Annotated in this window: 23 protein-coding genes; 9 read left to right on the top strand and 14 right to left on the bottom strand. The window is 44.4% G+C overall.

The genetic code is table 11. The features are described 5' to 3' along the window. Positions 1-145: 145 nt before the first annotated feature. From fbp to WA325_RS09670, 3 genes are all read right to left on the bottom strand, one after another. Complete coding sequence (gene fbp / locus WA325_RS09680) at positions 146-2,071, bottom strand: fructose-1,6-bisphosphatase (RefSeq protein ID WP_336183540.1); 1,926 nt, start codon at positions 2,069-2,071, stop codon at positions 146-148. A gap of 240 nt (positions 2,072-2,311) precedes the next feature. Continuing rightward, entirely contained in the window at positions 2,312-2,470 is a 159-nt protein-coding gene (locus WA325_RS09675; RefSeq protein WP_105954597.1) for a hypothetical protein, read from the bottom strand. A gap of 69 nt (positions 2,471-2,539) precedes the next feature. After that, complete coding sequence (locus tag WA325_RS09670) at positions 2,540-3,250, bottom strand: GntR family transcriptional regulator (RefSeq protein ID WP_336183539.1); 711 nt, start codon at positions 3,248-3,250, stop codon at positions 2,540-2,542. Between the two features lie 157 nt (positions 3,251-3,407). On the opposite strand from WA325_RS09670, the gene WA325_RS09665 reads away from it, so the two are divergent. The 3 genes from WA325_RS09665 to WA325_RS09655 all read left to right on the top strand — a co-directional run bounded on the left by WA325_RS09665 (position 3,408) and on the right by WA325_RS09655 (position 8,372). Next, complete coding sequence (locus WA325_RS09665) at positions 3,408-5,276, top strand: beta-glucoside-specific PTS transporter subunit IIABC (protein WP_248337753.1); 1,869 nt, start codon at positions 3,408-3,410, stop codon at positions 5,274-5,276. Between the two features lie 13 nt (positions 5,277-5,289). Continuing rightward, positions 5,290-6,729, top strand: a complete 1,440-nt coding sequence (gene bglA / locus WA325_RS09660; RefSeq protein WP_336183538.1) for a 6-phospho-beta-glucosidase BglA — start codon at positions 5,290-5,292, stop codon at positions 6,727-6,729. A gap of 290 nt (positions 6,730-7,019) precedes the next feature. Further along, positions 7,020-8,372, top strand: coding sequence for a polysaccharide pyruvyl transferase family protein (locus WA325_RS09655; RefSeq protein ID WP_336183537.1), 1,353 nt, complete (start codon positions 7,020-7,022; stop codon positions 8,370-8,372). A gap of 111 nt (positions 8,373-8,483) precedes the next feature. Here the strand turns inward: WA325_RS09655 and ahpF are convergent, their stop codons facing one another. The 6 genes from ahpF to gntR all read right to left on the bottom strand — a co-directional run bounded on the left by ahpF (position 8,484) and on the right by gntR (position 15,959). Beyond that, positions 8,484-10,013 carry an alkyl hydroperoxide reductase subunit F gene (gene ahpF / locus WA325_RS09650; RefSeq protein ID WP_059292151.1) on the bottom strand — a complete coding sequence of 510 codons (1,530 nt, stop codon included), beginning with the start codon at positions 10,011-10,013 and terminating at the stop codon, positions 8,484-8,486. 13 nt (positions 10,014-10,026) lie between these two features. Continuing rightward, on the bottom strand, positions 10,027-10,590 hold the full coding sequence (gene ahpC, locus WA325_RS09645) for an alkyl hydroperoxide reductase subunit C (RefSeq protein WP_024123485.1): 564 nt from the start codon (positions 10,588-10,590) through the stop codon (positions 10,027-10,029). 290 nt (positions 10,591-10,880) lie between these two features. After that, positions 10,881-12,293: a decarboxylating NADP(+)-dependent phosphogluconate dehydrogenase gene (gene gnd / locus WA325_RS09640; protein WP_248337757.1), complete on the bottom strand. Its 1,413-nt coding sequence runs from the start codon at positions 12,291-12,293 to the stop codon at positions 10,881-10,883. A gap of 25 nt (positions 12,294-12,318) precedes the next feature. Next, positions 12,319-13,665 (bottom strand): gluconate permease GntP, encoded by a 1,347-nt coding sequence (gene gntP, locus WA325_RS09635; RefSeq protein WP_044160144.1) that lies wholly within the window; start codon positions 13,663-13,665, stop codon positions 12,319-12,321. A 28-nt stretch (positions 13,666-13,693) separates the two neighbouring features. After that, positions 13,694-15,235: a gluconokinase gene (gene gntK, locus WA325_RS09630; RefSeq protein ID WP_336183536.1), complete on the bottom strand. Its 1,542-nt coding sequence runs from the start codon at positions 15,233-15,235 to the stop codon at positions 13,694-13,696. Next, on the bottom strand, positions 15,228-15,959 hold the full coding sequence (gene gntR / locus WA325_RS09625) for a gluconate operon transcriptional repressor GntR (protein WP_202853706.1): 732 nt from the start codon (positions 15,957-15,959) through the stop codon (positions 15,228-15,230). Before gntR ends, gntK begins: the two co-directional genes overlap by 8 nt. Before the next feature lie 193 nt (positions 15,960-16,152). On the opposite strand from gntR, the gene WA325_RS09620 reads away from it, so the two are divergent. Continuing rightward, positions 16,153-17,301, top strand: coding sequence for a glycerate kinase (locus WA325_RS09620; RefSeq protein WP_336183535.1), 1,149 nt, complete (start codon positions 16,153-16,155; stop codon positions 17,299-17,301). Between the two features lie 88 nt (positions 17,302-17,389). After that, positions 17,390-18,421 carry a polysaccharide pyruvyl transferase family protein gene (locus WA325_RS09615; protein ID WP_105991082.1) on the top strand — a complete coding sequence of 344 codons (1,032 nt, stop codon included), beginning with the start codon at positions 17,390-17,392 and terminating at the stop codon, positions 18,419-18,421. A gap of 146 nt (positions 18,422-18,567) precedes the next feature. Here the strand turns inward: WA325_RS09615 and WA325_RS09610 are convergent, their stop codons facing one another. Together WA325_RS09610 and WA325_RS09605 are read right to left on the bottom strand one after the other, a co-directional pair. Next, positions 18,568-18,978 (bottom strand): hypothetical protein, encoded by a 411-nt coding sequence (locus WA325_RS09610; RefSeq protein ID WP_336183534.1) that lies wholly within the window; start codon positions 18,976-18,978, stop codon positions 18,568-18,570. A 14-nt stretch (positions 18,979-18,992) separates the two neighbouring features. Continuing rightward, the gene (locus tag WA325_RS09605) at positions 18,993-20,462 is read right to left on the bottom strand and encodes a lipase (RefSeq protein ID WP_336183533.1); all 1,470 of its coding nucleotides are present in this window, start codon (positions 20,460-20,462) and stop codon (positions 18,993-18,995) included. 61 nt (positions 20,463-20,523) lie between these two features. Here WA325_RS09605 and WA325_RS09600 point away from each other — a divergent pair, with 61 nt between their 5' ends. After that, the gene (locus tag WA325_RS09600) at positions 20,524-21,024 is read left to right on the top strand and encodes a DUF1433 domain-containing protein (protein WP_198098237.1); all 501 of its coding nucleotides are present in this window, start codon (positions 20,524-20,526) and stop codon (positions 21,022-21,024) included. A gap of 131 nt (positions 21,025-21,155) precedes the next feature. On the opposite strand, the gene WA325_RS09595 is transcribed toward WA325_RS09600, so the two are convergent. Both WA325_RS09595 and WA325_RS09590 read right to left on the bottom strand, forming a co-directional pair. After that, complete coding sequence (locus tag WA325_RS09595) at positions 21,156-21,848, bottom strand: LrgB family protein (RefSeq protein ID WP_336183532.1); 693 nt, start codon at positions 21,846-21,848, stop codon at positions 21,156-21,158. Continuing rightward, positions 21,818-22,222, bottom strand: coding sequence for a CidA/LrgA family holin-like protein (locus WA325_RS09590; protein WP_095712610.1), 405 nt, complete (start codon positions 22,220-22,222; stop codon positions 21,818-21,820). The genes WA325_RS09595 and WA325_RS09590 overlap by 31 nt, the downstream gene beginning before the upstream one ends. Positions 22,223-22,445: 223 nt before the next feature. Here WA325_RS09590 and WA325_RS09585 point away from each other — a divergent pair, with 223 nt between their 5' ends. Then, complete coding sequence (locus WA325_RS09585; protein WP_095712611.1) at positions 22,446-22,877, top strand: MarR family winged helix-turn-helix transcriptional regulator; 432 nt, start codon at positions 22,446-22,448, stop codon at positions 22,875-22,877. A 71-nt stretch (positions 22,878-22,948) separates the two neighbouring features. On the opposite strand, the gene WA325_RS09580 is transcribed toward WA325_RS09585, so the two are convergent. Next, positions 22,949-24,019 carry an SDR family oxidoreductase gene (locus tag WA325_RS09580; RefSeq protein ID WP_105954583.1) on the bottom strand — a complete coding sequence of 357 codons (1,071 nt, stop codon included), beginning with the start codon at positions 24,017-24,019 and terminating at the stop codon, positions 22,949-22,951. Between the two features lie 130 nt (positions 24,020-24,149). Between WA325_RS09580 and yxaF the strand changes: the two genes are divergently transcribed. Both yxaF and WA325_RS09570 read left to right on the top strand, forming a co-directional pair. After that, the gene (yxaF, locus tag WA325_RS09575) at positions 24,150-24,725 is read left to right on the top strand and encodes a transcriptional regulator YxaF (protein ID WP_202853702.1); all 576 of its coding nucleotides are present in this window, start codon (positions 24,150-24,152) and stop codon (positions 24,723-24,725) included. An 89-nt stretch (positions 24,726-24,814) separates the two neighbouring features. Further along, positions 24,815-25,828: a quercetin 2,3-dioxygenase gene (locus WA325_RS09570; protein WP_336183531.1), complete on the top strand. Its 1,014-nt coding sequence runs from the start codon at positions 24,815-24,817 to the stop codon at positions 25,826-25,828. The last annotated feature ends 97 nt before the right edge of the window (positions 25,829-25,925 follow it).

Below are 25,925 nucleotides of genomic sequence, written 5' to 3'. Positions count from 1 at the left end.
AGCTTAAGCATTTTCCTAATCACATCCGAAAGTATGCATAGCTTTTATCTTGAGTACTATTTTCCAAACATGAAAAAGCTCCTCTAGGGCATACAGATTTTTTATTTCATCTCTGTCTACCTTTAGATGAGCATATCTTCACCCCTCACTTCATATACCGATACTCCCGCAAACTCTCCAAAATCGCAACCTCCTGCAACAACTCCTCACCCACATTCGTTTCCTTCACTTTCTTCCGCTCAAGCTCTTTGTCCACTAATCGTTTCACCGTTAAGACGTCGGTTCCGGTGCTTAGGACTTCTGCCTTGGAGTTGAAGTGTTTATGGGCGACGAGCTGCATGCCGTAGGAGTTGTATAGCAGCGTGTAGCCGGCGATGCCTGTTGTGGATTGGTAGGCTTTGGAGAAGCCGCCGTCGATGACGATCATTTTTCCGTTTGCTTTGATTGGGTCTTCTCCTTCGATTTCTTTTACCGGTGTATGGCCGTTGATGATATGGCCATGATCTGGATTGAGGCCGAATTCTGCCAGGATGTTTCGGCAGGTTGCCTCGTCCTCGCGTAAATAATAATACGGGTTTTTTTTCTCTTTATGCGTTTCCTTCTCTTTAATGAAATAACGCTCAAATGTGGTCATGGCGCGTTTTCCGAAAAGGGAGGAATACTCGCCTGTCCATAAATACCAGGCCATATCTGTCGCCAGGTCATCGGTTTCTTCCGGGTGGGCAAACGCTTCCCGTAAGAATCGTTCAAATACATCGAGCAGTTCACGGCCCGCATACGGTTTATCCTCAATCATCATCGTTTCCATATTGCCGTTTTCATCGACAGGAATACAGCCATGGATTAACAGGTTGCCGTTATATTTTAAATAAAGGCTGCCTTTTTTCATCATAAAATTCATATGGCGGCCCAGCTTTTCGGAATGCTGGACAGAGAACAGCAGCTTGTCTATGACTTCTGCTTCTTCTTCTAATAGCTGATCTGGCTGCTCCGGATTTATCGTCGCAAAGCAGGTGTTTTCCAGCTGATATGTTTTTCCGTGCAGCGTGATTTCGTTTTTGTCATAATCTATTTTCTCTAATAACAGCCGCTCTTCCATATTAAAGTTCGGCCGTCTCTTGATAATCGGGCTCTCAAGCTTGAATTGGATCATGGCAATCGCTTGATGGATTTTTGTGATTTGCTTAATCTCATCCTCTGGTCTGTTTTCGTCTGCTTTTGGACGGAACGCTGGATTATCATCATAATATTTTTCGGCCAGGTTCAGCAGCGGTCTCAGGTTGATGCCGTACACGTCCTCAATAATATCCAGGTTGTCGTAGCGGGCACAGATGCGGATAATATTGGCCAGGCACACTTTGGAACCGGAGTAGGCGCCGATCCAAAGGACATCGTGATTTCCCCACTGAATATCGACAGAATGATAATTGATTAGCTCCTCCATAATCCGATCCGGCTTCGGGCCGCGGTCGTAAATATCGCCGACCACATGCAGATGGTCGACCACCAATCGCTGAACGCTGTAGGCAAGACCGGTGATCAATTTATCGGCTTGGCCAAGCGCAATGATCTGATCTATGATTTCGGAGTAATATTGCTCCTTGTTGCCAGCTTGTTCTGTTTTGTATAGCAGCTCCTCCGTAATATAAGCAAACTGGGCAGGCAGTGCTTTACGCAGTTTGGAGCGGGTATACTTCGAGGAGCAATAAGAAACGAGCTTAATCATTCGGTTAATCGTTTCTTTATACCACTCGTTTAATGCTTCTTTCGCATCAAAGTCATGTTTGATTAACTTCAGTTTGTCTTCCGGATAATAGACCAATGCCGCTAATTCATCAATTTCTCTATCGTAAATGACACCGCTGAAAATGTCGCGTATTTTCTCTTTTACTCGTCCTGAACCATTACGCAGCACGTGCTGGAATGCCTGATATTCCCCGTGCAAATCACTGACAAAATGCTCAGTGCCCTTTGGCAGGTTCAGTATCGCTTTCAAATTAATGATTTCCGTTACCACTTTTTCTTCACAATCGTATTTTTGTGCGAGTAAATCTAAGTACTTGCTTTCCAAAACCGTCCATCCCCTTTTTAGAATAAACCCCTATTTATGAGCATGTGCATATCAGGATAATTTAAAAGTATGTCATTATTTTTCATCATTGGACCCTTATACGATAGTAACGCATAACTCCTTTTAGAGACAATGAAAATGAGGAAAAGAGGGTGGCGAAATGAGTGAGGATAAAATGGATGAATAAAGTGAAGCACAAAAAAACCAGATTTCAGTACAAATCTGGTTTCCTATAGCCTTTCAATGCTTTTCTTTCGCCATCTTGATAAAGAGGAAAAAGATAATGAATACGATAAAGTAGTTCATTGGATTCTTAACGATGCTCATCTCTAGTGAAATCTGTAAGAGTATCCAGAGCGCAAAGATGGCTAGTATGGCAGGAATGATGATTTTGTACATGTCGACCACCTTCCATAGTTGATTGATAGAAGAGGGGTGTTTCTTCATTAGAAGCAAGGTGCAGCTGCCCTACAGCAAAAAACTATTAGCCTGCACCACAAACTGCGACTGCTTATAATTATAAGAAATTTTCGAGAAATCAAACGGCTGCCCATTTGTCAGGTGAAAAATACTCTCTATATAAAGCTTCGGAAGTCCAGCCTTCAGCCCCAAATAATTCGCTTCATCCTCATTAAGCTGCCCCACGTGAAGAAACAAATCAGAAAAACCGATCTTCAGTCCCAATCCTTCCCGGATGTAATGAAAGATGGAGTGAGAAACAATTTCCTTGTTCAAATACGTCACGATGGATTTGTTGTAATAGGATTCTTCGAAGCATAGGGTTTGTCCATTGATGTAGCGGACCCTTTTGACATAGTAGACGTCTTCGTCAAGTCCGATGTTGAGATTTTCTGCCGCTTCCGGTGTTGGCTTTCGCACGTCCAGCTCAATGACTTTTGAGGTGACATTGAAATCCTCAAGGTCTTTTTTAAATCCCTGATTGGACAGAAGGCTGAGGTAGCCTTTTCGTTTATGCTTTCTAACGAAAATGCCGCTTCCTCTGAGCTGAAAGATCGCGCCTTTTTGTTCTAATAGATCCAGAGACTTTGTGATGGTGCTTTTGCTGACTTCAAACTGGGCCATGAGGGTTTCTAGCACTGGCAGTTTATCTCCCTGTTTAAGCTCGTGTTCTACTATATACTTTTCGATTTCCGCTGCGATTTGCTGGTACTTTAACATACGCATTCCTCATTTATTCGTATAGTTTCACTTGTCAAAATTATAGCATAAACCGCTTACAGAGATGATAAAGGCACAAATATTTTGTTAGAGTATTGATAAATTATACCGGTACAATTATAATGAAAGCGTAACCAAAACAAAGGGGTGGGTGAAAATGTCGGGGAAAGTGAGAGATTATACCAGACTAGCGAAAGACATTTTGGAGGCCGTAGGCGGGGAAGAGAATGTGATAGGGGCTTCTCGCTGCGCTACCAGGCTTCGCTTGGTGCTGAAGCGGTCTAAGCCGCAAGCGAAGGATATCGTTAAATCGATGCCCGGCGTGATTACGGTCGTGGAGAACAGCGGCCAATTTCAGATTGTCATTGGACAGCACGTAGGGGACGTTTTCGAAGCGTTTTCGAAGCTGGTCAATATTGATCTGTCCGATGAACAGAGTGAAAATAAAGGAACGATGTTGAACCGTGTTATCGCAACCATGTCAGCTGTGTTTGCGCCATTTGTGTACATTTTGGCTGCGGCCGGTATTTTGCAAGGTGCATTAATCATCATTAATTTATTGTTTGATGGCTTTGAGAAAACGGGAACTTATCAGGTTTTTAGTTTCATATCATGGGCGCCGTTTACGTTTTTGCCTATTTTTATCGCGATTACGGCATCAAAGCATTTTAAGACCAACACGTATATCGCTGTAGCGTGCTGTGCCGCGTTAGTCAGCCCGACATGGGCGGAGATGGCTGCTCAAATCGCAGACGGAAAGAGCATTTCTTTCTTAGGAATTGCTTTGTCGCAAACGACATACACGTCTTCCGTGCTGCCGCCATTATTTTTAGTGTGGATGTTGTCTTACCTTGAACGATTCTTGAATAAGAGAATGAACGAAGTGGTCAGACCGTTATTTGTTCCTTTTCTATGCATGGTCATTATGGTGCCAGTAACAATTGTCCTCATTGGTCCTGTGACAACGCTAGGCGCAAATGGAATTGCAAACGGTTACAACTTCTTGGCGGAAAACGTGCCGGCTTTGGCTGGAGCCATCATCGGCGCATTCTGGCAGGTCATCGTGATCTTCGGTGTACACTGGGGCATCACGCCGATGGTATTGGCAAACTTTGATTTATACGGCCGGGATTCATTCCAGGCGTATCAAACGATTGCGGTGGTTGCGCAGGTTGGGGCTGTGCTTGGCGTCATCTTAAAAGCGAAAAACAAGGAAACGAGAAAAGTCAGCGTTTCAGCTGGGGTCACAGGACTGTTTGGTATTACAGAGCCTGCGATCTACGGTGTGACCTTAAGATTTAAAAAGCCGTTTATCTTTGGGTGTATTTCCGGCGCGGTTGGTGCCATCACGGCCAGTTTCTTTAATCCGTATTACTTTGCGTATGCCGGACTTCCGGGACCTCTGACGATCGTGAATGGCATCAATGAACAATTCCCGACGTCCATCTGGGGTATTTTAATCGGTGCTGCGATTGCGGTGATTCTTCCTGTTGTGCTGATTCAGATCTTTGGCTATGGTGATGATACAGCTGCACAGCCGGAAAAGGAAAGTCTTCAAACGGCACAGGCAAATGAAGAAACCGTATATGCTCCGTTTAGCGGCAAGGTCATTCCGCTTTCTAAGGTGCCTGATGAGGTATTCAGCTCAGGTGCCATGGGACAAGGCTTGGCGATCGAGCCATCCGATAATAAGCTCTATGCTCCGTTTGACGGAACCGTCGTCATGGTTGCGCCTACAAAGCACGCGATCGGCCTTCGTTCGGCGTCTGGCGTCGAATTGCTTGTGCACATCGGGCTGGATACAGTGACGTTAGACGGAACTCCTTTTTCCTTAAAGGTGAAAGAGGGAGATACAGTCAAAAAAGGCGAGGTGCTTGCTGAATTTGATAAAGCATTCATTGAACAGAAAGGGTTAACAACGATTACTCCAGTCATCATCACCAATTCACATGCGTATCAGGAAATTCTCATCGAGGAACTTGAAGAAAGTACGCTGGATCAAAAACTATTTACAGTTGTAAGCTGAGGAGGAATAACACATGGGAAACATGCCGAAGGATTTTTTATGGGGCGGTGCATTAGCTGCCCACCAATTTGAAGGCGGATGGAATGAAGGCGGTAAAGGGCCTAGTGTCGTCGATGTGATGACAGCGGGTGCGCACGGCGTGCCGAGAAAAATCACGGAGTCCGTTGAAGAGAACGAATTTTATCCGAACCATGAAGCCATTGATTTCTATCACAGATACAAGGAAGATATCGCTTTGTTTGCGGAAATGGGATTAAAATGCTTGCGGACGTCCATCGGTTGGAGCCGGATTTTCCCGAAAGGCGATGAGGCTGAACCGAACGAAGAAGGTTTGCAATTCTACGATAATGTATTTGATGAATTGCTGAAGCATGGAATCGAGCCGGTGATTACCCTTTCTCATTTTGAACTTCCGCTGCATCTTGCAAGAGAATACGGCGGCTTCAGAAATCGCAAAGTCGTAGACTTTTTCGTCAAATTTGCTGAGGTTTGCTTCAACCGATATAAAGATAAAGTGAAGTACTGGATGACATTCAATGAGATCAATAACCAGATGGATGTGAACAACCCTCTGTTCCTATGGACGAACTCAGGTGTCGTGGTCGGAGAAAATGAAAACGCCAAGGAAGTCATGTACCAAACGGCGCACCACGAGTTACTTGCAAGTGCATTGGCTGTGGCAAAAGGTAAAGAAATCAGCCCTCAGTTCCAAATTGGGGCCATGGTGTCACACGTACCGATTTATCCTTACTCCTCTAATCCGGAAGATGTGATGCTTGCTGAAGAAGAAATGAGACAGCGTTATTTCTTCCCGGATGTGCAGGTTCGCGGTTATTATCCGAAGTATGCGTTAAAAGAGTTTGAAAGAGAAGGTTACAATATCACCTTCGAAGACGGCGATGACGAGATTTTGAGAAATGGGACAGTCGATTATTTAGGCTTCAGTTATTATATGTCGACAACTGTGAAAAGCGATGTCGAAAATGACAATACAGGAGATGTCGTAAACGGCGGGCTGCCTAATAGTGTTGAAAATCCGTACATCACCTCCAGTGATTGGGGCTGGGCGATTGATCCGACTGGTTTGAGATACACGTTAAATCGCTTTTATGATCGATACCAAATTCCATTATTCATCGTTGAAAATGGCTTTGGGGCGGTTGATACGCTGGAAGATGACGGCGCCATCCATGACCCGGAACGAATTCAATATTTGAAATCACATATTGAAGCACTGGAAAAAGCGGTCACTTACGATGGTGTAGATTTAATCGGCTACACGCCGTGGGGCATTATTGATATTGTCTCCTTCACAACAGGCGAAATGAAAAAACGCTACGGCATGATCTATGTTGATCGTGATAACGAAGGAAACGGAACAATGAAGCGCTTTAAGAAAGATTCATTTGAGTGGTACAAAAAAGTCATTCAAACGAATGGTGAGGTATTATAAAGCAGATGGCCCGAATCGAGCACTTTTATTGGTGTGCCTGGTTCGGGTTTTTTGTGTGATCCGAACCGATATCCAGTAATGGGAATAGATTACCAACGCTGATCGCTATGTTATGATTTCACCTGTAAGATTCTTTTTTGTATAATTAAATATTAGAACGGAAGAAAGGGAGAGGGTTTGTGAGTAAAAAGGGATGAAAGCGGGTGTCCGGCTGAAGATTTTAAGATCATGATAGAGTTCCCTAAGCACATCTCCTGACAAAAATTTGGCGAGGAAGGGGCAATATCACATTGAAAAACATTTTAATAAGAGCTGGCATATCACCATTTGATACATTTAATGCAGCTGAAATGATTGTTCGCAACTCCATCGGCGGCAACGTAGGAAACCTAGTGTATGCTTACAGTGTGTTTCGTACGCTGATGACGGAAGAAACAACAATTACTCCTGATTATTATCGAATTAATCCGGCAGATGCTGAACAAATCAATAAAAAGTATGATATGTACATTATTCCGCTGGCAGATGCATTCCGAGAGGATTTTGTGCCTTCATTACGGAAATATACCCAATTAATCAAAAAATTAACCATTCCGGTTGTTGTAATTGGTGTTGGGTTGCGTGCTCCATTTGAACCGAAGTTAAATGAGGGTTTCCCATTTGATCAGGATGTAAAGGCATTTGTGAGTGCGGTGCTGGAGAGATCCAATATGATCGGTGTCCGCGGTGAGATTACAGCGAAATACCTTTCCAGATTAGGCTTCCGTGAAGGTGTTGACCATACGGTAATTGGCTGTCCTTCTATGTATGCGTTTGGAAGAGAACTGAAGATAAGAGAAACCAATATCACATCAGAATCGATGGTGACGGTTAACTCGTCAAGGCTGTCTCCTAAGCATGTGCTGGACTTCATTACGAGAAGCATGAAAGAGTTCCCTAATCATTACTTTATCCCGCAATGGCGGAAAGAGATGATTCTGACATATGCCGGTGCCCCTGCTTTAGCGAAGCCTGCCGATAATTATCCGGTCAGCATGGAAGACCCTGCTTATCAGAATGATAGAGTGCGGTTCTTTTTAAATGTGCCGACTTGGCTGGACTTCCTGAAACAAGCTGATTTGAGCTTTGGCGCAAGACTGCATGGAAATATCGCAGCGACGATCGCCGGAACACCGAGCCTTTTGCTGCCGAAAGATGCTAGAATGCGGGAATTAGCTGAGTACCATCAGTTAACGCATGTCATGGCAAATGAGATAACGGCTCAGACAAAACTGTTAGAATTAATTGAAACACTTGATTTCCATCAGCCTGAGAAACGGCAAGCACAAAACTTTGACCATTTTATCAGCTTCTTAAATAAAAATGAATTGGATCATATTTATAAAGAGAAGATGATTCCTGATACAGTTCCTTTTGACGAAAAGCTATCTAGCACGAAGCTTCTTCCGCCTGTGACTACAGTTAGCGGCTGCAGTTCTACAGAAACAGCTAAACGCTGGGAAGCGCTTGTGGCATTAGAAAATGCAAAAAAGGAAAAAACCATTAAAGATCTGAAAAACAAGGTCAAAAAGTATCAAGGTACTTTAAATAGAAAATCAGTGCGTTTCGCTTTAAAAACAGCAAATATGCTTAGTGTGAAGTGACGATTCACACTACAATATTACAATTCTATTACAAGTGGATAAAATATGCAATATGGTGTAAAAAAGAAAGCCTCTATGCTGCCAATCAGGCAATATAGAGGCTTTCTTGTATTAGTTACGGATAAGGTAATCAAACGCGCCTAAAGCGGCAGTTGCTCCTGATCCCATTGAAATAATGATTTGGTTGTAAGGACCGTCTGTGCAGTCACCCGCAGCGAATAAGCCTGGGACGCTTGTGGCGCCATTTTTGTCGACTACGATTTCGCCGATGCGGTTGCGTTCAACGGTTTCGTCTAACCATTCTGTGTTTGGCACGAGACCGATTTGGACGAATACACCTTGGAGTTCAACGTGTTTTTCTTCGCCTGTTTCGCGGTCTGTGTACGTGATGCCGTTTACGCTCTGATCGCCTGTGATTTCTTTTGTTTGTGCATTTTTGAGTACAGTGACGTTTGGCAGGCTGTAGAGACGTTTTTGCAAGACTTCGTCTGCCTTCAGTTCCGGCGCGAACTCTAGCACAGTGACGTGATTAACAATACCTGCAAGATCAATCGCTGCTTCGATACCAGAGTTTCCGCCGCCGATAACGGCTACGTCTTTGCCTTCAAACAATGGGCCATCACAGTGCGGGCAGTAAGCGACACCTTTGTTTTTGAACTCTTGTTCACCAGGTACGTTGACATTGCGCCAGCGGGCACCTGTTGAAAGGATGACTGTTTTACTTTTTAGGACAGCACCGTTTTCGAGTTCAAGTTCGAACAGGTCTTTTTTCTCAAGTCGTTTGGCGCGCTGAAGGTTCATGACATCAATATCATATTCCTTCACGTGCTCTTCAAGACTTGCAGCAAGCTTCGGTCCTTCAGTTGCTTTTACGCTGATGAAGTTTTCGATGCTCATGGTGTCGAGAACCTGTCCGCCGAAGCGTTCAGCGACAACACCTGTGCGGATTCCTTTACGTGCCGTATAAATGGCAGCACTTGCGCCGGCAGGTCCGCCGCCGACAACAAGAACGTCGTAAGGATCTTTGTCAGCGAACTCAGATGCATCTGCGCCGCTGCCCATTTTCGCAAGAATCTCTTCGAGGGTCATACGGCCGCTTCCGAAGGATTCGCCGTTTAGGTAAACCGTTGGCACTGCCATAATGTTTTTGCTTTCAACTTCTGATTTGTATGCCGCACCGTCAATCATGGTGTGAGTGATGTTCGGGTTCAGCACGCTCATCATGTTTAAAGCTTGTACAACATCAGGACAGTTGTGGCATGTCAGGCTGATATAAGATTCAAAGTGGTATTCACCGCTGATCTTCTTCACCTGATCAATGACTTTCTGATCTACCTTAGGCGGTCTGCCGCTCACTTGCAGCAATGCCAACACTAAAGAAGTGAATTCGTGTCCAAGAGGAATACCGGCGAAAGTAACGCCAGTGTCTTCTCCGGCGCGGTTCACACTGAAGCTTGGCGTTCTGTTCAATTCAGCTTTTTCAACAGTGATTTTAGATGACATGGAAGCCAGCTCATCAACGAGAGCCAGCATGTCCTTAGAAGTGTCATCTTCACCTGCACTCACTTTGAGAACAATGTCGTTCTCAATTAGCTGCATGTATTGATTTAATTGTGCTTTGATATTTGGATCAAGTACCAATTGAATGCACTCCTTAGATTTTACCTACTAGATCAAGGCTAGGTGTAAGAGTTTCGCCGCCTTCTTCCCATTTAGCCGGGCAAACTTCACCTGGGTTTTGACGAACGTATTGTGCTGCTTTTACTTTGCTGATCAGGTTGCTTGCGTCACGGCCGATACCGCCTGCATTGATTTCAACAGTTTGGATCACGCCATCTGGATCGATGATGAATGTTCCGCGGTCAGCAAGACCAGATTCTTCGTCAAGAACATCGAAGTTGCGAGAGATCGTTTGAGATGGGTCACCGATCATTGCGTAAGTGATTTTGCCGATTTTTTCAGAGCTGTCATGCCAGCCTTTGTGTACGAAGTGAGTATCTGTAGAGATAGAGTACACTTCAACACCTAATTCTTTAAGTGCAGCGTATTGGTTTTGAAGATCTTCAAGCTCAGTTGGGCATACGAAAGAGAAATCTGCTGGGTAGAAGCAGAATACGCTCCATTGACCTTTTAGAGATTCGTTTGTTACATCGATGAATTCACCGTTTTTGAATGCTTTTGCTTCGAATGGTTGTACTTCTTTACCGATTAAAGACATAATGTTATTCCTCCTAAAAATGGTTTAGAAAGCAATAGTGCTTTCAATAATAATTCTAATTATATATGAATTATTAATTAATATATATTTTTTGTCAAGACAAAACCCCTTAATTATTTTCTCTTTTTCCTTTCATCGTGTAGGAAAGTGCTGGTGTTATCAGCATAAATTGCTCTTTGACAAATATTCAAATTTTATATGTCTGATTCTCAATTAGTTGTGATTTGTGAGTTTATCCTATAAAAAAAGCTGGCAGCTGGTATAAAAGCTCCAGCTGTCAGCCTTATCTATTAGTTTGCATCAGACCAATTGGTATGGAAAACGCCATCTATATCTGTCCGCTCGTACGTATGGGCGCCGAAATAATCGCGCTGCGCCTGTAACAGGTTGGCGTTGGAACGCCCTGTGCGGTAGCCGTCGTAGTAAGAGAGCGCGGTGCTTAAGCATGGGAACGCGCTTCCGGCGCTGATTCCCTCGCAAACGACTTTTCGCATGCCTGTCTGATAAGCTTTAAGCTTTTCTGAAAAATAAGGTGCGATCAGCAGGTTTGAGAGATCTGGCTGCTCTTGGAATGCTTCGCTGATGACGTTCAGGAAATCCGCGCGGATGATGCAGCCGCCGCGGAAAATCAAAGCGATGTCTTTAAGCGGCAGGTCCCATCCGTAAAGCTCAGATGACATTTTATATTGAGCAAAGCCTTGTGCGTAGGCGCATACTTTTCCCATGTATAAGGCTTGTCTGACGTATTCAATCCAGAGATCCTTATCGTAATGTTTTTCCTCTGTTTCCGGACCGGCTAACAATTGTTCAGCCGCCATACGTTCTTCTTTTAAGGACGACAGGTAGCGGGCAAACAAGGACTCGGTGATAATAGCGGATGGAATGCCGTTATCAATAGCTTGCATGCTTGTCCATTTTCCTGTGCCTTTCTGGCCGGTTTTATCAAGAATGACATCGATCAGCGGCTGACCTGTATGTTCGTCCTTTTTCCGTAAAATCTCCGCTGTAATCTCTATTAGATAGCTTTTCAGCTCACCTTGATTCCACGTTTCAAAGATGCTGGCGATTTCTTCGAGCGGCAGACGAAGCGTTTCTCTAAGAAATGTATAGGCTTCAGCAATCAGCTGCATATCTGCATACTCAATGCCGTTGTGCACCATTTTTGTGAAGTGCCCTGCCCCTTTTGGTCCGATGTAGACACAGCATGGGTCTTCTCCGACTTGTGCGGCGATTTTGGTCAGGATCGGAGCGGCTTTTTCATAGACGTCTCGATCTCCGCCCGGCATGATGGAAGGCCCTTTTAATGCGCCGACTTCACCGCCGGAAATGCCAATTCCCAAGTAGCCGATTCCTTTTTCCTTCAGCTCGTCATACCTTCTTTCTGTGTCTTCGTAGTGGGAGTTGCCTCCGTCCATGATGACGTCTCCTTCTTCAAGCAAAGGCATTAACGAATGGATGACGGAATCGACCGGTTTTCCCGCTGTGACCATCAGAAAGATTTTTCTTGGTGTTTCTAGTGATTGAACAAAATCTTGAAGCTCGTAGTACGGGCTCAGCGATTGTCCATCCAGCTTTTTCACAAGCTGGTCCGTTAAATCTCTGGTGTAATTATAGACGGCGACTTTTTCGCCTTTATTTGCCATGTTTAAGGCGATATTGCTTCCCATTACGCCTAAGCCTATGACACCAATTGTATTGAACATGTGTGTTACATCTCCTTCATTAATTTCATACAACTAAACTTAACAATAATATAAATCCTAGTCCAGCAACGGAGATAATTGTTTCCAGCAAGGTCCATGTGGCAAATGTTTCTTTCATGCTTAATCCAAAGTATTCTTTGAACATCCAGAAGCCGGCATCGTTGACGTGTGAAGCGATGACGCTTCCCGCGCCTGTTGCGAGCACCACTAATGCAAGGTTGGCATCGGACTGTCCCAGCAATGGAATGACGAGCCCCGTCGTGCTTAATGCGGCAACGGTTGCTGATCCTAAGGAGATGCGCAGGATCGCTGCGATGAGCCATGCCAGCAGAATCGGTGATAATGCCGTTTCTTTGAATAAATCCGCTACGTAGTCGCCGACACCGCCGTTGATTAGCACTTGTTTAAAGGCGCCGCCTCCCCCGATGATCAACAGCATCATGCCAATTTGCGAGATGGCTGTAGAACAAGAGTCCATGACGGTTTTGATGGGAATGTTGCGTGCGATCCCCATTGTGTAAACAGCGACGAGCAGTGAGATGATCATGGCAGTCGATGCATTCCCGATCAAACGGATGAAAGCCAGAAGACCGTTATCCGCAAATCCAATTGTTTCCTGAAGCAAATCAATGATGGTTGCGATCGACATAATGATAATCGGAAGCATTGCTGTAAACACACTGATTCCAAAGCCTGGTGTTTCTTCAAGCTTGAATGTTTTTTGTGTGCCGAGTGACGAAATATTTCCGTTTTTCGCAAATGATGCAGGAACGATTTTTTTTGCGAACTTTGTAAATATTGGCCCTGCAATCAGGACTGTCGGAACAGCAACAATGAAGCCGTACAGCAGTACTTCCCCGATATTTGCGCCGTATTCTCCGGCAATTGCTGTCGGTCCCGGGTGCGGCGGCAGGAACCCGTGTGTGACGGATAATGCTGCGACCATCGGAATACCGAGATATAAAATAGAAATCTTCAATTCTCTTGAAATTGCGAAAACGATCGGGATTAATAGAACCAATCCTACTTCAAAGAACAACGCGATTCCGATAATAAAGGAAGCAATCACAACAGCCCACTGTATATTTTTCTCGCCGAATTTGTTGACGAGCGTCATTGCTATACGCTGTGCGCCGCCTGAGTCAGCAATCAGCTTGCCCAGCATCGCACCGAGTCCGAAGATGAGTGCGATGTGGCCAAGTGTCCCCCCTATACCTTCTTCAATGGAGCTGACAACTTTATCAAACGGCATCCCAAGTGCCAGTGCCACGCCGAATGATACAACTAATAAGGAAATAAATGTATTTAATTTCAAGCCCATAATCAAAAATAGTAATGCTAAGATCCCAAGTGCAACAATGATTAATGGCATGATAATGCCCTCCCCTTCATGTCATGTGCTATTTGTGTGTAATTAGGCTTCTTTGATAATTTGCAATTTGGGTATATTGATTTTCTAATGATCTCGATAGATTGATGAATATCGGCATTAATGTTCTATATTCTTTGGCTGAGTCTTCGATTGGCGTATGTCTGTACGTGCTGCCGATCATGTCGGACACGGCTTCGAACGAGTCGATTTTTCCTGTCGCATACAGGCCTAAAATGCAGGCGCCGAGACATGAGCTTTCGTAGCTTTCAGGAACGACGACTTCAGATTCGAATATGTCCGACATCATTTGCCGCCAAACCTCTGATCTTGCAAAGCCGCCAGTCGCTTGAATTCGTGTGACCGGTCCGTCCATGCATTCTGTTAGCGCCAGGAACACAGTGTACAGATTGTAAATGACCCCTTCTAATGCTGCACGTATCATATGTTCTTTTTTATGTGACATGGTCAGGCCGAAAAATGAGCCGCGTACATCCGGGTTCCATAACGGAGCGCGTTCCCCGGCAAGATACGGGTGGAACAGAAGACCGTCAGAACCCGGTTTGACGCGTTCAGCAATCTTCGTCAGCACGTCATATGGGTCAATTCCCAGTCTTGTTGCTGTTTCAATTTCTGACGAAGCAAATTCATCTCTGATCCAGCGAAGAACGATGCCTCCATTGTTCACCGGACCGCCGATGACCCAATGCTTGTCCGTTAACGCGTAGCAGAAAATTCTTCCCTTTTCATCGGTTTGCGGCTGGTCGATAATGGTTCGGATAGCGCCGCTCGTACCGATTGTAACGGCGATTTCTCCTTTTTTAATGGCATTGACGCCGAGATTGGACAGTACGCCGTCGCTTGCGCCGATGACAAAAGGTGTTTCCGGATCGATCCCCATCTGGATCGCTAATTCCGGGCTGCAGTGCTGAAAGATCTCGGTTGTCGGCACGAGTTTGGATAAGTGATCCGGCGTGATCCCTGCGATGTGTAACGCTTCTTCGTCCCAATTCAAGCTTTTGAGGTTCATCATGCCAGTCGCTGATGCTAAGGAATAGTCGATGACATATTCATCAAACAGCTGTTTAAAGATGTATTCTTTAATGCCGATATATTTTTTTGCCTTGGAAGCGATTTCTTTCCGTTCGTTTGTGATCCAGGCAATTTTGCTTAACGGTGACATGGGATGAATGGGTGTTCCTGTTCGTTTGTAGACCTCATGCCCGTTGAGTTCATCTTTAATCTTATGCGCCCAGCCCTCGCTTCGATTGTCTGCCCACGTGATGCATGGTGTCAGAGGCTGATCATTTTCGCCCATGGCAATGACGCTGTGCATGGCGCTGCTGAAGGAAATAAATGAGATCTGTTTTTCTGGGTGCTGTTTCGTGATTTTTGCAGTTGTATGGATAACAGCCTGAAAAATCAATTCCGGGTTTTGTTCAGCCGTTGAGATGTCTGGCGTATGGAGCGGGTAGCCGATGCTTTCTTTCTGTACCACGTCTCCGTTTTCAGTGAATAATACAGCCTTTGTGCTGGTCGTACCGATATCGATTCCTAACATATAACTAGTCATTTTTGTGTTCAGCTCCTTTTGCCAGCATTTGTTGTGAGAGCCAGAGGTCCTCTACTTTTTCTTGTACATCGTCAAAATTCTGGTGCAGAGACTGAATCATCAGCGCCCTGTCCTTTGTTTTGATCGCTTGAATATAAAGCTCATGGTTATCCAGAATCCTTGAGAAATCTTCGTACTTTTCCTTTAACCGTACCCGCATTGATAAAAGAATAAAGCTTTCCATTACGGGTTTTAGATTGTTCCAGATCATCTGAATGTATGAGTGATCAATGGCGCGGATAATCGTTTCATGGAATAACACATCCTGAAATGAAAACTCGTCCGCGTCCTCGTATTTGATGGAGACTTTCATTATTTCTAGAATCTTGCTGAGATCTTTGACTAATGGCTCAATGTCAATTTTGACAAGCCGTTCAAAGACAAACGTTTCTAATAATAAACGCACGTCATATATTTCTGCGATTTCCTTTTCAGTTAACCCAATCACAACCGCTCCCATTCGTTCTAAACGGATAATTTTTTCGGAAGCCAGTATTTTTAACGCTTCGCGAACCGGCGAACGGCTTACTGAAAACTCAGCCGCGATTGTATTTTCTGATAGAATGGTACCGCTTTCAATCATGCCTGAAATAATCCGCATCCTCAGCTCGCATGCGACGCGAACGCCGGTTGACGCTTTTGAAAGCCATTTTGCGGGATACAACAGGTCCTTGGAGTCTAGCATACGCTCACCTTCCTCACTAAGGAGTATACTTGTATACAAGTATGATAACGCGAATATTTTATTAATGCAAACACTTTCATTTCTAATTTTTTATAAAATTTTTCCCAATAAATTGGTATATATCTCCAAAAGTAATTATGGTAAATTGAAGAAAAGACAGTGTGAATCATCACTTTTTGAAAGAGGCGATTGGATGAAAATCATTATTGCACCAGATTCTTTTAAGGAAAGCTTATCAGCGTTAGAGGCGGCTCACGCCATAGAAAGAGGCTTCAAAACAGTTTTCCCGAATGCTGAATATCGGAAGCTGCCGATGGCGGACGGCGGTGAGGGAACGGTACAGTCATTAATCGATGCCACAGGCGGAATCATAAAAGAGCAGATTGTTACGGGTCCGCTGGGGGAACCGGTAAAAGCGTTTTTTGGCCTAATGGGAGACGGAAAAACGGCTGTGATTGAGATGGCTGCCGCATCGGGATTGCATCTTGTGCCCGCAGAGAAGAGGGATCCGCTTGTCACTTCTACTAGAGGAACGGGAGAATTAATCGCGGCGGCTCTTGATGCGGGTGCAGAGCATTTGATCATCGGAGTCGGCGGAAGCGCCACAAATGATGGCGGAGCCGGGATGGTTCAGGCGCTGGGCGGAAGGCTTCTTGATGAATCAGCTCATGAGATCGGTCCCGGAGGCGGTGCGCTTTCTCAGCTTTCCTCAATAGATGTGGCAGGACTTGATCCCAGATTACGAAATGTGAAAATCGAAGTCGCCTGCGACGTGGATAACCCGTTAACAGGGCCAAGAGGGGCTTCCGCTGTTTTCGGTCCTCAAAAAGGCGCCACGCCTGACATGGTGCGTATACTTGACCAGAACCTGTCTCACTTTGCGGATGTGGCAGAAACAACGCTTGAAACAAGCTTCAGGGAAACAGAGGGCGCCGGTGCAGCAGGCGGTCTCGGTTGGAGTCTGCTTACTTTTCTCCGTGCTGATTTGAAAAGAGGCATTGATATCGTCCTCGATGCGGTCCAGTTTGAAAGCAAGGTTCAGGATGCAGATCTTGTGATTACCGGCGAAGGGCGGATTGACAGCCAGACAGTTTACGGGAAGACGCCGATTGGCGTGGCCAAAGCGGCTAAGGCATACGATGTGCCTGTCATTGGACTTGCGGGATCAGTTTCGCGAGACAGTGATGCGGTCTATGCACACGGGATGGATGCCCTTTTCAGCATCGTGCCGGGAGCCGTACCCCTTGCAGACGCACTTGAGCATGCAGCCGAGAATATGGAAAGAACGGCAAGAAATATTGCGGCATCTTTAAAACTGGCGAAAACGATGGATCTGATATAAAGCCGGTCAAGCACATGCCCGTGCATATACACCCTCCTTTCTGGGTACAGACAGATAACCAAGCACAACCTAGAAGGAGGACACAGACATGACTGTACAAGAAATCAAAGGCAAAAAACTAGTAAAAGGGATCGCACCGAATGTAAAACCCGAAGCCTTATTAAATGATAAACGAAAAGTATTTTTGTTTGGTTCCCCGAGTTACACAAACATCGGAGACCAAGCGATTGCGTATGCGGAAGAGAAATTTATTAAAAATCATTTTCCGTACTATGAATATATTGAAATTATGGACTACGCGACGGACGAAGGCATTGAATTGGTGAAGGAGATCATCCGTGAAGACGATATTGTCTGCTTTACCGGCGGAGGAAATCTGGGCAACCTTTACCTCGATATTGAGGAGGACAGAAGGAAGGTCTTTGCAGCGTTTAAAGACTATAAATCCATTTCTCTTCCGCAATCCGTCTATTTTGAAGATACAGAGGACGGAAACAAAGAAAAGAAAAAAACACAGGATGCGTACCATCAAAATCCAAATTTAACGATTGCCGCGCGGGAGACACAGACGCTCGATGTTGTGAAAGAAACCTTCAATGCAGATGTCATTTTTACACCGGATATGGTGCTGTCTTTGGATATCGTACCGAAAGAGCTTGAACGGGACGGCGTTCTTTTTATTTTAAGAGCGGACAAGGAGAAGGTAACCGATGAAGATTTTATTTCACACATGATGAAATGGGCAGAAAAAACAACCTATGCGGAGCGTACAGACACGGTGCTTGATACGGTAGACACGATTGATTACGAGGATCGGGAAAAGCATTTCATGGAAATGCTCGACCGCATTGGTTCCAGTCAATTGGTGGTGACAGACCGCCTTCACGCTATGATCTTCTCGATTATCACAAAAACGCCATGCCTCGTCTTTGGAAATAGCTACGGCAAAGCTAAACATTCATACCGTGATTGGCTTGAAAGCTTAAACTTCATTGAATACACAGATAAAAATGATATTGAGGAATTAGAGCAAATGATTGACCGCCTGCTTCAAGCAGAGCCGAATGACGTTGATTTGTCTAAGGATTTTCAGCCGCTGATTGATTTCTTTAGATCGTAATGGGAAAAGCAGACTGGGAACAGTCTGCTTTTTTCTGTGCTAATGATCGTTTTCCAGACGCACAGTTTCATTCGTAATTCGTTCTCGCTGCGCCACTTCGTCGGAGATGATATCTTCTTTATTTTAAGCTATATTGACTCTCTACCTTATAAGCCAATGGAATTGATTACACTCGAAACATCGGAATGAACTTTATCAAATGAAAGGTGATCTTTCATTTGATCAGTGACACTATCTATTGCTTTTCCAGACATATGATGGTTGAGGATTTCTCGTTTTGTCTTTATAGCCTGCTCGGCATCTGTAATGTTTTCAAGGATCGAAGACAAATTCTTACGGTCTTCCTGGAATGCATAGCTTAATTGTTTTTTGATTGAATTCATCAACGCCAATTTTTGTTCTTGTCTCTTCTTCTCTTTGAACGCCGCCAATTGTTCAGGTGTCATTTCAGAGGTATTTACATTAGTGTTTGAAAAAATCGAAGTGCTTGAATGCTGACTCATCACTCTTTGCATAAAACGGTCAGCATCTGTTGGTTTCTTATTCATAAAATCCATGTTTCTTTCTCTCCTTATGAAATCCCCATTCGACTGGCCGCTGCCAGATCTGCATCATGATACGCATGTCCCATATGTCCGAGATCATCTGCAATCATCTGTAGAAAGTGTTGCAGATTGAGCGCTGCATCTACTGCCTGATCATATTTTTCTTTTGAGTAAAAAAGGTGGTGCGGTTTGTTCATTTTGATCTTATTGATCAGATCATCGACATCGGAAACTGATAATTCATCATAGGCGCCAAAACCAACCATTCGTGTATGCATATTCCGGACATCCTCAATTGAATCCTTTACTTTGTCATCAATTCTTTCAATCTGGCGTATCATTTTTGACCATTCCGTTTCGGCAATATGTTTCAACTGAGTACTTGTATTCATTAATACATGTGATTTGATAAGAATCGAAACACCTGTATTGGCCTTCACATTCGTTGATTTCATTTGGTTTAGCATCGTTAATGCAAAGTCAGGGTTGTTCTTTAAAACATCATCCACAGTTTGGGCAGAGCCATCTGAATGGAAGCTGTATCGATCCAAGCCGTGACTTCCCATCAAGGCTTCAGCAAATAGTGTGATATCAAGAGATTGATTGCCATAATGTTTCAGTCCAAGACCCAGCATTTTCACTTCATCAGGGAGGCTATTATTCTGTACACCATTGGGCAAAGCTTCGTCATACATCACTTTTACTTTGCCTACTTCAGCAGCATCCCGATTCAGCAAGGATAATCCATCATTTAAATTAATATATTCTGTTAAACGGCTGCGAAACTCTCCCTTAAACGCCCGGGCTTTTACATCCTTAGGCAGGTTTTCATATATGTTAGGATTCTCGAAAGTGACACCGCGGTCTATAAAGTCATTCATCACGACTGCGTAGCTTGCATTAGATCCGCCTAATGAGTGACCGGTGACTTGAATGTCAGCATTTTTAAAGTCTTTATGTATTTTTTTTGCATATTGATCTGCCTGAATCGCCTGGTTCTCTGTCCCGTCATCAAACGGCTTTTTGCCAACTAGATAACTAGTATCCATGTGAAGCCAATCTTGGATGATTTCATTTGCATATTCAGAGAAACCTGTTACTGAGTCAAAAGAAGACCCATCTTCTTCAGCTGGAATATTGATCCCTTTTTTCTCTAGTTCTTTAATGAGCTCTTCTCTTTTTCCACGCTGATTTGTTTCCTTAATCGTTTCTTTTAATTGGTTAGTGCTGATAGGTTCTGATCCGCGGTATGCGATGATGGCGTTTTGGATTTTTTCAGGGTGTTTGCCTTCATGAGAACTACGGTAATCCTCACGAGAAACAAGAGTAAGAGCGTTAAGGCCCTTTTCTGTTTTTTTATAATCGATAACGTATAGCTTTTGCCTGTTACTAGTATATATAATCTCACCAATATGATAGTTTTGAATATCGTAGGCAGCACTCGATATACGGTTATAATCCTCATCCGTAATTTTTATAGACTTATTCTTAGCCAATTACGCCACTCCTAATCTTTGTACATATCTTGTATAATAAAATAAAAAGGATGAATTTCCAATGATAACCATGAGGAAAATGATAAGTGCAGGTGCGATTATAATAATTTTAATTGCAGGTGCCTTATACTTTTATTTTGATAAAACCAATGAAAAAGAAACAACTGGAGGCAACAAAAATATGAACAGTGAAGAAAAGAGCGATCGAGAAAAAGCAGAAGAATATGCTGAAAAAATGAAGCCTAAAGTAGAAGAGACATTAAAGAAAGAAGACATTCATCATTTTATAAAAACGATAACCTTTGAAAAAGAAATAGAAATTAACCCGATGGGGAGAATCATTATAGATGGCTATGTAAACGGGGACCCAGAAAAGTTTCATTTTTCTGCTGATTTAATCTATAATTCTAACAAGGTTGATGGCATGAGTTTCTCTAAAGACTTAGCGGATCGATTTGAAAACTGGGATGATTTTGATAAAGAGGTTAAAGAAGACTTTTTAAATAGTTTGACGAAAGAAGAACGGGAACAATATTTAAAAGACATAGGAGAATTAAAATAAACAGGCGAAATGCCTGTTTATTTTGATCGGTTTCCTTTCTCCTCTTTGCCATTTTCCAAGACGCCAGTTCGGCATCAGCAGCGTAAAATAGATATGGAAAAAGACTGCCCGCTGAAGGCAGTCTTTTTTTGTTAAATATGAAACAGCCAGACGACGAGCGGCCCAAAGAATGAGCCGAGTACCGCACAAAGCGTCATTGAGACCGAACTCATGGATACGGCCAGTTCTCCATATTCAAATGCTTTTGAGGTGCCGAGTGCATGGGAGGCGCTGCCTAATGCGATGCCTTTTCCGAGTGAACTGCGGATACGAAGCCATTTTAGGATCAGCGGCCCGAGAATGACGCCTGAAAAACCCGCGACCATGACAAATACGACTGTCATGGAAGGAACACCGCCAAGGCCGGCGGCAATTTGGATAGCAACTGGGGTTGTGATCGACTTCGGCAGAATGGACAATACGAGATCATGATTGACCCCGAATGCTTCCGCGAAAATGAGCCCGCTGATCATCCCCATACACAATCCGACCAGCACACCGCCTATAATGGGAATGCTGTATTTCATAATAATGTGCCGTTGTTTATAAAGCGGATATGCCAGTGCCACAACAGCCGGCCCAAGCAAAGAATTGATCCATTTTCCTCCGATCATATAGCCTTCATACGAAATATGGAACATCGCCAAACACGCGACAATCAAAATTGTCGTTGTCAGAACAGGGATAAGAAATGGAAAAGGGAATCGCTTGTAGAGCTGTACCATCGCTAAGTAAGCCGCAACTGTCAAAAGAATTATAATGATTGCGATACATGCTTGCTGCATTTCTTTTTCTCCTTTCGTTTGTTGGCTCTTTTTTCCAGAACCTGGCTGGCGGCTCCTGCTGCAATGATCGTGAAGATGGTGCTCAAAACGACTGTAATCAGCAACATCAACCCATTTAATGAAACGAGAGATGGATACTTCATCACTCCGGTCATAGCCGGAATGAATAACAATGGCAGAAAGGACAATAAAAACCCGGCTCCGTCTTCAATAATGGCAACCGGCACAATACGGAGGGCTAAGCAGATCAGCAGCAATACCAAGCCGACTATGCTTCCTGATATCGGTAAATGAAACAGATGCTGAAGTGCTTCTCCGATGATAAAAAACACATATAATATCAACACTTGCAAAATTATTCGAATGATTTTCACAGCAAGTACTGCTCTCTATTAGAACAGCTTCCTCCTTTCTGGTTGACTTCCTTTTGGTTTGTTCTGAGGAATGACTTTACTTTCTTTTTATATGGTTGTACTATACAAGTAAATAAATAGATTTTATCACCCAATACTTATTCATACAGAGCTTATACATTTGTATTATACAAGTATATAGAATGCTGTCAATGTCAAACATCGGAATGGGGAGCGAAAGCCATTGCAAAAACAGAATCCAGTCGAATTGATTGAATATGAGCTGACCACATTTATCAGGAGAGCTGTTTATCTGGATCAATCAGAGAAAAGAACAGGGAATTTGGAGAGATCCTCTTACTTATTATTGAGACAATTGGATGAGTTTGGACCCGCTCGTGTAAAAGAGCTGGCGGAGTCGTTTAAGCTTGATATTTCTACTCTTTCCAGACAAGCTGCAGCTTTAGAGGCCAAGGAGCTTATCTATCGTTTTACCGATCCTTCCGATAGAAGAGTCAGTCTGTTTACCATTACAAAACTCGGCAAACAAGCATTAAAGGCAGATCAGCAGATGCGCTTAGAACGTTATGAACAGATGCTGAAAGAGTGGTCAATACATGAAAAAGAGATGTTTGGCGAACTTCTGCAGCGTATGAACAAGGCCTTTGTCGATTAACATCAAAAAACCCATGCATTATGTTACATCTGCATGGGTTTTTATGGTGTGCAATCAAATGATGGAAGGTCTCATTTAGTGCGTTTAACGGCAGCCCAGACACAAGCAAGCCCGACAGCCGCAGCCGCAGTTACCGCCGGGCGCTTTGTGGCCTTTACATAATAGCTTCTTGACCGAAGCCACCCTTTATTTGTCCCCCTGTCATGCATGCCGTAGCCCGCATGGTAAAGCGCGCTTTCTTCACGCGGTTTGGACGGTCTTTCCGCATGCTGGCTGCAGTACATGATTTTTTCCATCAGCCTGTCGGTCAGCCGGGGGAAGAGTGCACCCAGCATGGCGATGGCTTTTGCCTGCGAGCCGATGTACATGTCGCGTTTCGGATGTTCAGCGGCAAACAGAATGGCTTCGGCTGCAGTTTCCGGCGGGTAGATCATAGAGCGGTAATGAGCCGGCTGTTTGTCCAGGTAGCTTCTGGCGTGTTCGTTGTAAGGCGTGTCGATTCTGCCTGGATGGATGAGTGTGACCGAGACGGGTGCCTGTTCTTTTTCAAGCTCCATTCGGATGCTTTCTGTCCATCCGTGAAGCGCGAATTTCGCAGACGCGTAGGTGGATTGTATAACGGTTCCTCTGTCGCCGAACAGGCTTCCTACATTGATGAGAGCACCCGGACCGCCTCTGCTTGTAAAGTGTTTGACGGCTGCCCTTGTTCCATAGACCGGACCCCAGAAATTGGTGTCAAACACGCGCTTCATGTCTTCGGTGGTAACATCCATGGCGTGTCCGAAAACCGAAACAGCGGCGTTGTTAACCCATGTGTCAAAGCGGCCGAATGTGCTGATCGCGGTTTCTGCGATGCGGTTGACGTCTTCTTCTTTTCCCACATCCGCTTTTACATAGATGGCTTCGTGCCCTTTTTTCTTTACTTCATCAACGAGCTCCTGAAGGGCGTCTTCATTTCGGGCTGCTGCGACGACTTTTGCTCCTTTTTCGGCCGCCATTCTCGCGGTGACGAGGCCGATTCCGCTTGTGGCACCGGTAATGACGATGACTTGATCCTTTACTTTTTTCAGTTTGAGCTTCGTTTTCGGGTTTTGCTGTTTTTCAAGCTGTTCAGTATTGGTGACCGTATCATCAGTTGTCATCGAGAATCCCCTCCTAGACATGTTTGTCTACATTTACCCCTTCCAGGAGGTTCTTACCCCTTTTGACAATCCCATGGTTCTTTTTTATATTATATAAGTCGCTCTACCATACCTAGGAGGGAATGTTTCAATGACTAGCAGAGGAGATTCACGTGAAAAAATCCTTCACGCAGCGTCACGTCTGTTCCAGCTGCAAGGATATCACGCGACGGGCTTAAACCAGATTGTGAAAGAAAGCGGTGCTCCTAAGGGATCGCTTTATCACTTTTTTCCGAATGGCAAAGAAGAATTAGCAATTGAAGCGGTTACATATACGGGTAAGATCGTTGAACATGTGATACAGAAAAGCATGGATGAATCCTCTGATCCTGTTGAAGCGATTCAGCGTTTTATCAAAAAAACCGCCAGCCAGTTTGACAATACGGAAAGCATTCAAGGGATTCCAGTCGGCTTGCTGGCGAGTGAAACGGCGTTAATCAGCGAGCCGCTGCGCACGGTTTGCATGAAGGTGTTTAAAAGCTGGGAAGCGGTTTTCGCCAGAAAATTAATGGAAAACGGATTTGCAGAAGAAGAAGCAAGCCAGCTGGGAATGCTGATCAACTCGATGATTGAAGGCGGCATTATGCTTTCTTTAACGAATAAAGACAAAACGCCGCTTCTTCTCATTGCCGAACAAATTCCAGTATTGGTGAGGAAAAAAGGGTAGCAATTTGTTATCCTTTCCCCTACAATTATATAGAACGGTCTAGCCGGAAACCCATAATATATAGACTGGTCTAAATTGGAGGGCGTAACATGAAAACGTTAAGTAAATATTCACTGCCCAAAGAAAAAGTGCCTTACTTGCTTCGCAGCGGAGAGGGAGAGCGCTATTTGTTCGGCAGACAGGTCGCGACAGTGCTGGCAAACGGAAAGAGCACGGGAGATTTGTTCGAGATCGTGCTGCTTTCTGGGGGAAAAGGAGATGCCTTTCCGCTTCATATTCACAAAAATACGCATGAAGGGCTTCTTGTTCTGGACGGTAAGCTTGAACTGACGCTTGATGGAGAACATCATCTTTTAGTAGCTGGTGATTATGCGAACATTCCGGCCGGAACGCCGCACAGCTACCGGATGCATAGCCACAGAACACGGCTGGTGTCTTACACAATGAAAGGGAACGTCGCACATATGTATTCCGTGCTTGGAACGCCGTATGATCACGCTGAACATCCGCCGCACGCAAGCGAAGAGGTATCAAAAGAGCGTTTTGCAAAAGCGGCTGAGGCGGCGGACATTATATTTGCGGAGGATGAAAACCCTGCCGGTGCTCCAAAACTAGTGGAGAATACAGAACTTCCGGCTGGCGTTGTTCCATACGTGCTTGAGTCTGGAGAAGGAGACCGCCTATTGACGGGCGATCAGCTTCACCGCATTGTGGCTGCGCAAAAGAATACGGACGGGCAATTTATCGTTGTATCATCTGAAGGCTCTAAAGGCGATCGCATCGTTGATCATTACCATGAGCATCATACAGAAACTTTCTATTGCCTTGAAGGGCAAATGACGATGTGGGCCGATGGTGAAGAAATTCAGCTTAATCCTGGAGATTTCCTGCATGTTCCTGCCAACACTGTACACTCATATCGCTTGGATTCTCACTATACCAAAATGGTGGGTGTATTGGTTCCGGGCTTATTTGAGCCGTTTTTCCGCACGTTAGGAGATCCGTATAAAGGGCATATCTTCCCGAGTGAGCCTCAAGCTTTGCGATTCGACCGTGTCTTGCAGAATATCGAGACATTAGATTTAAAGGTCATGAAACCATAATATCTCCGCCGGGCTTCCTGTGAAGCCTGGTTTTTTATTGTGAAGGTGACGAGATTGTAAGGTTTTTCCTTTGCGTTGCCACCTAAATCGATGTTTC

It is taken from the genome of Bacillus sp. 205(2023) (assembly GCF_037027485.1).
GTDB classification, from domain to species: Bacteria; Bacillota; Bacilli; order Bacillales; family Bacillaceae; genus Bacillus; species Bacillus halotolerans.
This window is presented reverse-complemented; position numbering and strand designations above follow the sequence as displayed.

Coding starts and splice junctions, on each gene's coding strand:
- yxaF (WP_202853702.1), top strand. CDS start 24,150: ATGACTAGCAGAGGAGATTCACGTGAAAAAATCCTTCACGCAGCGTCA.
- gnd (WP_248337757.1), bottom strand. CDS start 12,293: ATGTTCAATACAATTGGTGTCATAGGCTTAGGCGTAATGGGAAGCAAT.
- WA325_RS09600 (WP_198098237.1), top strand. CDS start 20,524: ATGATAACCATGAGGAAAATGATAAGTGCAGGTGCGATTATAATAATT.
- WA325_RS09570 (WP_336183531.1), top strand. CDS start 24,815: ATGAAAACGTTAAGTAAATATTCACTGCCCAAAGAAAAAGTGCCTTAC.
- WA325_RS09615 (WP_105991082.1), top strand. CDS start 17,390: ATGACTGTACAAGAAATCAAAGGCAAAAAACTAGTAAAAGGGATCGCA.
- gntP (WP_044160144.1), bottom strand. CDS start 13,665: ATGCCATTAATCATTGTTGCACTTGGGATCTTAGCATTACTATTTTTG.
- WA325_RS09580 (WP_105954583.1), bottom strand. CDS start 24,019: ATGACAACTGATGATACGGTCACCAATACTGAACAGCTTGAAAAACAG.
- WA325_RS09595 (WP_336183532.1), bottom strand. CDS start 21,848: ATGCAGCAAGCATGTATCGCAATCATTATAATTCTTTTGACAGTTGCG.
- WA325_RS09670 (WP_336183539.1), bottom strand. CDS start 3,250: ATGTTAAAGTACCAGCAAATCGCAGCGGAAATCGAAAAGTATATAGTA.
- ahpC (WP_024123485.1), bottom strand. CDS start 10,590: ATGTCTTTAATCGGTAAAGAAGTACAACCATTCGAAGCAAAAGCATTC.
- WA325_RS09620 (WP_336183535.1), top strand. CDS start 16,153: ATGAAAATCATTATTGCACCAGATTCTTTTAAGGAAAGCTTATCAGCG.
- gntR (WP_202853706.1), bottom strand. CDS start 15,959: ATGCTAGACTCCAAGGACCTGTTGTATCCCGCAAAATGGCTTTCAAAA.
- WA325_RS09610 (WP_336183534.1), bottom strand. CDS start 18,978: ATGGATTTTATGAATAAGAAACCAACAGATGCTGACCGTTTTATGCAA.
- WA325_RS09675 (WP_105954597.1), bottom strand. CDS start 2,470: ATGTACAAAATCATCATTCCTGCCATACTAGCCATCTTTGCGCTCTGG.
- gntK (WP_336183536.1), bottom strand. CDS start 15,235: ATGACTAGTTATATGTTAGGAATCGATATCGGTACGACCAGCACAAAG.
- WA325_RS09665 (WP_248337753.1), top strand. CDS start 3,408: ATGTCGGGGAAAGTGAGAGATTATACCAGACTAGCGAAAGACATTTTG.
- bglA (WP_336183538.1), top strand. CDS start 5,290: ATGGGAAACATGCCGAAGGATTTTTTATGGGGCGGTGCATTAGCTGCC.